The organism is Streptomyces sp. NPDC007095, assembly GCF_040634475.1.
Lineage (GTDB): Bacteria > Actinomycetota > Actinomycetes > Streptomycetales > Streptomycetaceae > Streptomyces.
This window is the reverse complement of the sequence record NZ_JBEYFS010000063.1, coordinates 48,411-54,576: the sequence shown is the minus strand read 5'-3', so window position 1 is coordinate 54,576 and position 6,166 is coordinate 48,411. Positions and strand designations below refer to the sequence as shown.

The window sequence follows — 6,166 nt, the reverse complement described above, 5'->3', positions numbered from 1 at the left end:
CATCTGGTCTGGCGCAAGGCGACCCCGGCCGGGGTTCCCCGCCGTCCTCGGCCACACCGCCCAGGTCACCTCCCCATGCCGGGCCACCGGGGACCCGGTCCGCCTCACCGCGACGCCCGACGGACCCACGAACGTGGAGCCGGCCACCGCCGTGGTCTCCATCGTCACCCCCGACACGCCGACCACGGTCCGTGCGTCCTTCTGCAACCAATTCCACTTCTTCGCTGGCGTCGGCGCGGGCGCGGACGCGGACGCGGCCAAGGGCTGGCTGGCTGGCTGGCTGGCTGGACCAGCATCCCGGCGTCCTGCCCGTCGCCGACGCCTACGGCGTCGAACGCCCCCTCATCGAGCAGATCCACTCCGGCACCGCCGAGACCAGCTGCTGCTGAACACGGCCGGAGTGGTGAGGGCGGGCGGTGACAGCAGCCTGCCGCCCCTGCCCGAGCGGCTCATGGACCGGGGCCTTTACCGGGATCAGGTGTCCTGCCCGACCGTACGGGGGAACGCGCGCAGCAGGCGCAGGAAGCGGGCGCGGGCGGGGCCGGTCAGAACGAAGCCGAGAGCGGCCGCGCGGGATGCCGTCGGCTCCATGGTGAAGCAGGGCCAGGCGGCCGCGGGGACGGCGACGGTCATGTCCGGCGGCCGTGCGGCCCGGCCGTCCTCACGTCCTTGAGGGTCCTGCAGCTTAGCGTCAACCGTGCACCCGCAGACCATTGCGCATGAGCGACCAGCAAGGTGGTTGCCCGAGATACTCCACGTCATGACTGCTCCCGATTGCTGGCCGATGGCCGTCGCCCGCCAGCGCGGACGACGGTGGCATCAGGAGTGGCCGTCGGAGAGCGGGCAGCCGACGGTGAGGGGCCCTGAGGACAGCGCGCACCTGGAGGTCCTGGCCGACCGACGGCGCAGTGGAAGGCACTGCTCGGCCAGGATCCCGCGGCCCATATCCGTACGTGCTGCACACCATCACGCCGCCAAGTTGTAAGCCCTCCCGTCATGCGTGCGGAGGCTCGCCGCGCATGAAGTCCTCCGCCACGCGCAGCAGCGAATCGTCCGCGGTGAACAGCGAGATGTGGTCGCCGTGCGGCTCCACTCTGAGCTGTCCGTGGGGCAAGCCGTCGGCCACTCGCTTCGACCCCTCGGGGTGGGCGATGTCGTCGTCGTGGCTCGTGACCACGAGGGTGCGTGGTTCTACCTTCGCCAGATAGGGCTCCACATCGGCGCCGGTGATTTCGAGGTTGAGCCGGCAGTACCGATACAGCAGTTCGGCACTGGCGTAGGGGTACAGCACGAGATGCGCCACGTCAGCGGGTGTACTGGTGAGGATCGCCTGGCAGAACGCGGCGTGCACGGCCTGCGCGGCGGTCCTGCTGCGCGCCGCCGCGCTCATGAGCTCGATCAGTCCCTGCTGGTGCGGCGTCTTCGGGTAGTCCTCGCCGAACCCGTAGGCGCCGTGCCACAGGCTGAGCGAGCGCATTCTCGATGGCCGCTCGGTCGCGGCGACCAGTGCGATCGCCGCGCCCCCGCACAGCCCGATCACGTGGGCGTCCTCCACGCCATGGTGGTCCATCACGGCGAACAGGTCGGCCGCCTGAGCGCGGATGTCCGTCGGGTACTCATCGTCGTCCCCAGCGATGCCGAACAGCCCTCGGCTCTCCCAAGTGAGCACCCGACGGCCCCTCGCGAAGAACCGTATCCAGTTTTCCGCGAGAGTGGCCGGCATGCCGCAGGCGGGAACGAGGACCACCGTCTCCTCGCCCTCGCCCGCCGCGTACACATTCAGCGGCGTGCCGTCCGACGCGATGACGGTCTGTCTGGGGGCGTACGCCTCGAAGGTGTCCGCCAGGACGTCGGCGACCACCTTGTCCACCTCGGCGAGCCGGTCCACCGGCACCACTCCCACGGAGTCCAACACGTCGGCGAGCGCCAGGCGTTCGCTCACCACCCGTTCGAACACCTGCAGGTCGTGGAACTCATCCTCGCCGGAGAGGACCAGTCCGGGGACTCCGGCCCGGCGGGCGACCCTGGTCAGCAGCGCCCGTAGGGCGCGCCGCTGGCCAGGGGCCAGGTCGCCGGAAGAGGCGCCTGCGCTGCGGGCGACTGGAACCACGCGCACCGGCGCGGCGATCCCCTCGGCGAGCGGTTTCACCGACAGCACGGCCGCGGCCAGGCGGGCCACCGCCGTCCTCGTTTCCGCTCCCAGCATGCGATCGCCTCCTCAGGCGGACGGGCGTCACCGCTTGGGGAACGCATGCCCCTTGGTCGTCTGGGTGACCCGCCGGTTGTGGGAGTACGTGTCGGTGCCGGAGACCAGGACCGTGCCGTACTCGCTCAGGCTCACCCGACCGCCGTACTCGTCGACTTCGTCGGTGTCCGGGTACACCTCCACCGACGTCGGCACGTACCGGCCGGCGAAGCCGAGCCGCATCTCCTTGTCGGGCGCGGAGTGCGGCTTGGAGGCGTGCATCATCGTGGACCAGAACATGACCGCCTCGCCGGGGCGCATCACCATGGAGACCGCCCGCTCCTGCGGGGGGCGCCAGTTTGGGTCCTTCTGCAACTGGCGGTAGTCGTAGCCGTAGAAGCCCCGGGCTATGCCTTCCTTGTCTTGCTGGTTGATCTTGCCCGGCTGATAGTGCATCTCCTTGGACTCGTCGTAGTACATGGTGCTCTGGGTACCAGGGATGAACTGCAGGCAGCCGGTCTCCTCGGTGGCCTCGGTGAACGCCGTCCACACGGTGATGGTGCCGCCGAAGTCCTTCTCCGACTTCGGCCACACGATCTGCGGCTTGCCCGAGGCAAAGGCGAAGGTGTCCGCCTGGTGCCAGTCGGTGCCCTCATCACCCGGGTACTTTGGGAAGAACTCCGAACGCCAGCACAGCACATTCGGCCCGAGCACCCCTGCCACCCGGTCGACGATCTCCGGTCGGCATATGTGGTCGGCCAGGAAGGCGGAGTCGAGGTGCCGGTCGTAGTTCGCGATGTTGGTGTTGCCGGCCTGTGCGTCGCCCTCGTCGTAGACGGCGCCGCTGCGGTCCATCAGCCGCAACCGCTCGCGCCGCCACAGCCTCCGCATCTCGTCCTCTTCGTAGACCTTGAACGGGCCCAGGTAGCCGCGTTCGTGGAACTGGGCGACCTCTTCCGGGGTCGGCGTGAAGGTCTGCTGAACCACATTCGTCATCGTGAAGTCCTCCTGCGTCAGCGGTCTTTGGCAGCGGTCTGGGTGTCGACGAGCGCGGACAGCGCGTCGATGCTGGCTTCCTCTAGTTCCGCGACATCGAGCGTGATGTCGTACTTCTCGTTGAGCTGGGCGACGATTCGGATGAACGCCAGCGAGGTGACCCCCTGGTCGAACAGATCGACGGCGGGATCCACGGCGTCCCTTTCCAGCACCGCGTGGACGGCGTCCTCCACCGACCTGCGGATTCCCGTCGCGGGCGCATCGGGCGACACGGTCATGACGTCGGCTCCTTTCCACCAATGGGTTCATTTGCCAAGCGCATTGCGGTTCACCTTTCCTTGCAGGGTCATGGGGAACTCCGGGACGACCTCGTAGCGGGACGGCCTCAGATGTCGGGGCAGCTCGTTCCTTGCGTGCTGTTCCGCCGCGGCGACCAGCCGAGACGCCTCCGGCCCGACCGGGTCGACCGGGCGCACGGGCAGCAGATAGGCGACCAGGCGCACGTCGCCGTCCCCGAAGTCGCGAGGCGCGGCGACGGCCCGCGCCACGTCCGACAGACGGGCGAGGCATTCCTCGATCTCGCCGGGTTCGATCCGGTAACCCCGGATCTTCAACTGGTCGTCCATCCGGCCGAGGTAGAACAGGTCGCCGACCAACCGCACGGCGCGGTCGCCCGTGCGATAGAGGCGGTCCTCCTCCACCCCGGCCATCGCGGGCACGAACCGTTCCGCGGTGAGTTCGGGCCGGTTCAGATAGCCGCGGGCGAGCCCGGCTCCGGCGACGTACATCTCTCCCGGCTCGCCGTCCGGCAGGGGTTTGCCGTGCTCGTCGAGCACGTACACGCGCAGGTCGGGCAGCGGCACACCGATCGGGCTCGTCCCCTCGCCATGGGTGACGTCCGCTGCGGTGATCCGACGATACGTGCAGTGCACGGTGGTCTCGGTGATGCCGTACATGTTCACCAGTTCGGGCGTGCGGTCGCCGTGGCGGCTGAGCCAGAGGCCGAGTATCCGCGGGTCCAGCCGCTCGCCGCCGAAGATGATCAGCCGGAGGGTGAGACGCTCCGTGCCGGGCGCGCCGTCTCGGCGGGAGAAGAGCACGCTGAGCAACTGGTGGAAGGCTGAGGGGGTTTGGTTCAGTACGGTCACCCGCTCCGCGCGCAGCAGCGAGACCAGGTGTTCGGGCGAGCGGGAGACGGTCTCCGGCAGGAGTACCAGCCGCCCACCGTGCAGCAGGGCGCCCCAGATCTCCCAGACCGAGAAGTCGAAGCTGATGGAGTGGAACAGCGACCAGGTATCGCGGTGGTCGAAGCGGAACCAGGGGCGGGTCTGCTCGAAGAGCCGCACGACGTTGCGGTGTTCGACGGCCACGCCCTTCGGCGCCCCGGTGGAACCGGAGGTGTAGATGACGTACGCCAGGTCGTTCCCCGACGGCTGCGGCCGCTCCCCCTCCGGCACAGACACCGGCGTCACTGGGTTAGTGGAGGCTTCGGTCCCGTCGACCCACACGATGGCGGGGTGGCGTCCGCGCAGCACTTCCGCGGTGTCCCCCGCAGCCACCACGATCGGCACCCCGCTGTCGGTGAGCAGGTAGTCGATCCGGGCCACCGGGTATCCCGGGTCGATCGGCACGTACGCGCCGCCGGCCTTGAGGATGCCCAGCATGGCGACGATGGCTGCCGTGCCCCGGCGCTCGCACAGCCCGACGAGGACGCCCGGCCGCACGCCGAGCCCGGCGAGCCGCCCCGCCAACCGGTCGCTCCGCGCGGCGAGTTCGCCGTAGGACACCGGCCCTTCCGGGGTGGAGAGGGCTGTACGGTCGGGTGCCTCTTGGGCACGTTCGGAGAACAGGGTGTGGAGACATTCCACCAGCATCACGCAGTCCGTTCGTATGGCATGAGTGTGACGAATGGACGACCAACTTCGAGGGGTGCGGGAATCACGGAATAAGCAGATGTTAGCGACGGGCAAGCGGGATGCAGAAGGCCGATGACGGTGTCCAACCGCCGCAGTTCCGCATTTGGACGGCAGGATTACTCGGCCAGGGAGGAATTCCGCGCCACACGCGCGGCGACTTCGGCCCACATCCGTGCGGATTCCCGTGCCGCCTGCTCAACCAACGGAGCACAGTGCAAGGGCACGTTGTCGACGATCTTCTGCCATTCCTCGGCCGTCATCGCCTGTGTGCGTAGGACGCGCAGCAGCACCCGGCCGGCGTCGGTCTGCCGGACCGCGGGGTCCGACGCCAGCCGCCGCACGGCGGCATCCTGCTCCTCTGGCGCCCAACCCACCTCTTGACGTTGGCGTTTCGGGGAGCGCACGGGCGGCGGGCGGCGTCCGTAGAGCAGCCGGTTACGGACCGCGCGCACTGTCTCCGGCGATACCCCCACGACCTGGGCCACCTGTCTCAGGGACAGGTCCGGGTTCTCGGTCAGCAGCGCTGTCGCTAGGCTGCGCCGCCGTGCGGCGTCGACCGGCCGAGCCCGGCCGTCCTGCCCGATGCGGACTCCGGACGGTTCGGGTTCCGCGCTTCTGCGACGTATTTCGGCTGCGGTTCGCGCCGAAATTCCGGCGGCGGTGGAAATCATCCGGTCCGACCATTGTGGGTGTGTGACGAGAATGCGTTCGGCGGCCGATATCCGGTCCTTCAGCGACAGCGGAAGCCCATGCCGGACATTCGCCTGAACGGCCAGCACGAAGGCGTCCTCCGCGCTTCCGTCGAAATAGCATGCCCTGATGTGCTTTTTCTCGCTCAACCTCGCGGCACGCACGCGGTGCGCGCCGTCGATCACTCTCATGGTCGCGCGGTGCACGATGATCGGTGGCAGCTGCTGCTCAACGGCGGCCAACGACCGTACGTGCTCCTGGTCTTCGCCCGATGCGCGCGGGGAACCCTCGATCACGAGCTCGGCGACCGGGAGGTGTACGACCTCGTCGTCGGGAGCCGCGCACGGTCCCGGATCCTGGCCCTCGCGCATGCACCCGT

The 6,166-nt window shown here is 69.0% G+C and carries 6 protein-coding genes and 1 pseudogene; 1 reads left to right on the top strand and 6 read right to left on the bottom strand.

The annotated features are described in order from the left end of the window. Positions 1 to 389 (top strand): annotated as a pseudogene (gene merB, locus ABZ656_RS22495) (organomercurial lyase); the annotation flags it as partial. Between the two features lie 85 nt (positions 390 to 474). Here merB and ABZ656_RS22490 read toward each other — a convergent pair. The 6 genes from ABZ656_RS22490 to ABZ656_RS22465 all read right to left on the bottom strand — a co-directional run bounded on the left by ABZ656_RS22490 (position 475) and on the right by ABZ656_RS22465 (position 6,158). Beyond that, complete coding sequence (locus ABZ656_RS22490) at positions 475 to 633, bottom strand: hypothetical protein (RefSeq protein WP_180362719.1); 159 nt, start codon at positions 631 to 633, stop codon at positions 475 to 477. 361 nt (positions 634 to 994) lie between these two features. Continuing rightward, positions 995 to 2,206 (bottom strand): alpha/beta hydrolase, encoded by a 1,212-nt coding sequence (locus ABZ656_RS22485; protein ID WP_360270047.1) that lies wholly within the window; start codon positions 2,204 to 2,206, stop codon positions 995 to 997. 27 nt (positions 2,207 to 2,233) lie between these two features. Beyond that, entirely contained in the window at positions 2,234 to 3,181 is a 948-nt protein-coding gene (locus ABZ656_RS22480) for a chlorinating enzyme (protein ID WP_101407760.1), read from the bottom strand. Between the two features lie 17 nt (positions 3,182 to 3,198). Continuing rightward, entirely contained in the window at positions 3,199 to 3,459 is a 261-nt protein-coding gene (locus ABZ656_RS22475) for a phosphopantetheine-binding protein (RefSeq protein ID WP_218978411.1), read from the bottom strand. Positions 3,460 to 3,486: 27 nt separating this feature from the next. Then, positions 3,487 to 5,055 (bottom strand): amino acid adenylation domain-containing protein, encoded by a 1,569-nt coding sequence (locus ABZ656_RS22470; RefSeq protein WP_360270044.1) that lies wholly within the window; start codon positions 5,053 to 5,055, stop codon positions 3,487 to 3,489. Positions 5,056 to 5,213: 158 nt separating this feature from the next. Further along, on the bottom strand, positions 5,214 to 6,158 hold the full coding sequence (locus ABZ656_RS22465; protein WP_360270042.1) for a ParB N-terminal domain-containing protein: 945 nt from the start codon (positions 6,156 to 6,158) through the stop codon (positions 5,214 to 5,216). Positions 6,159 to 6,166: the final 8 nt, after the last annotated feature.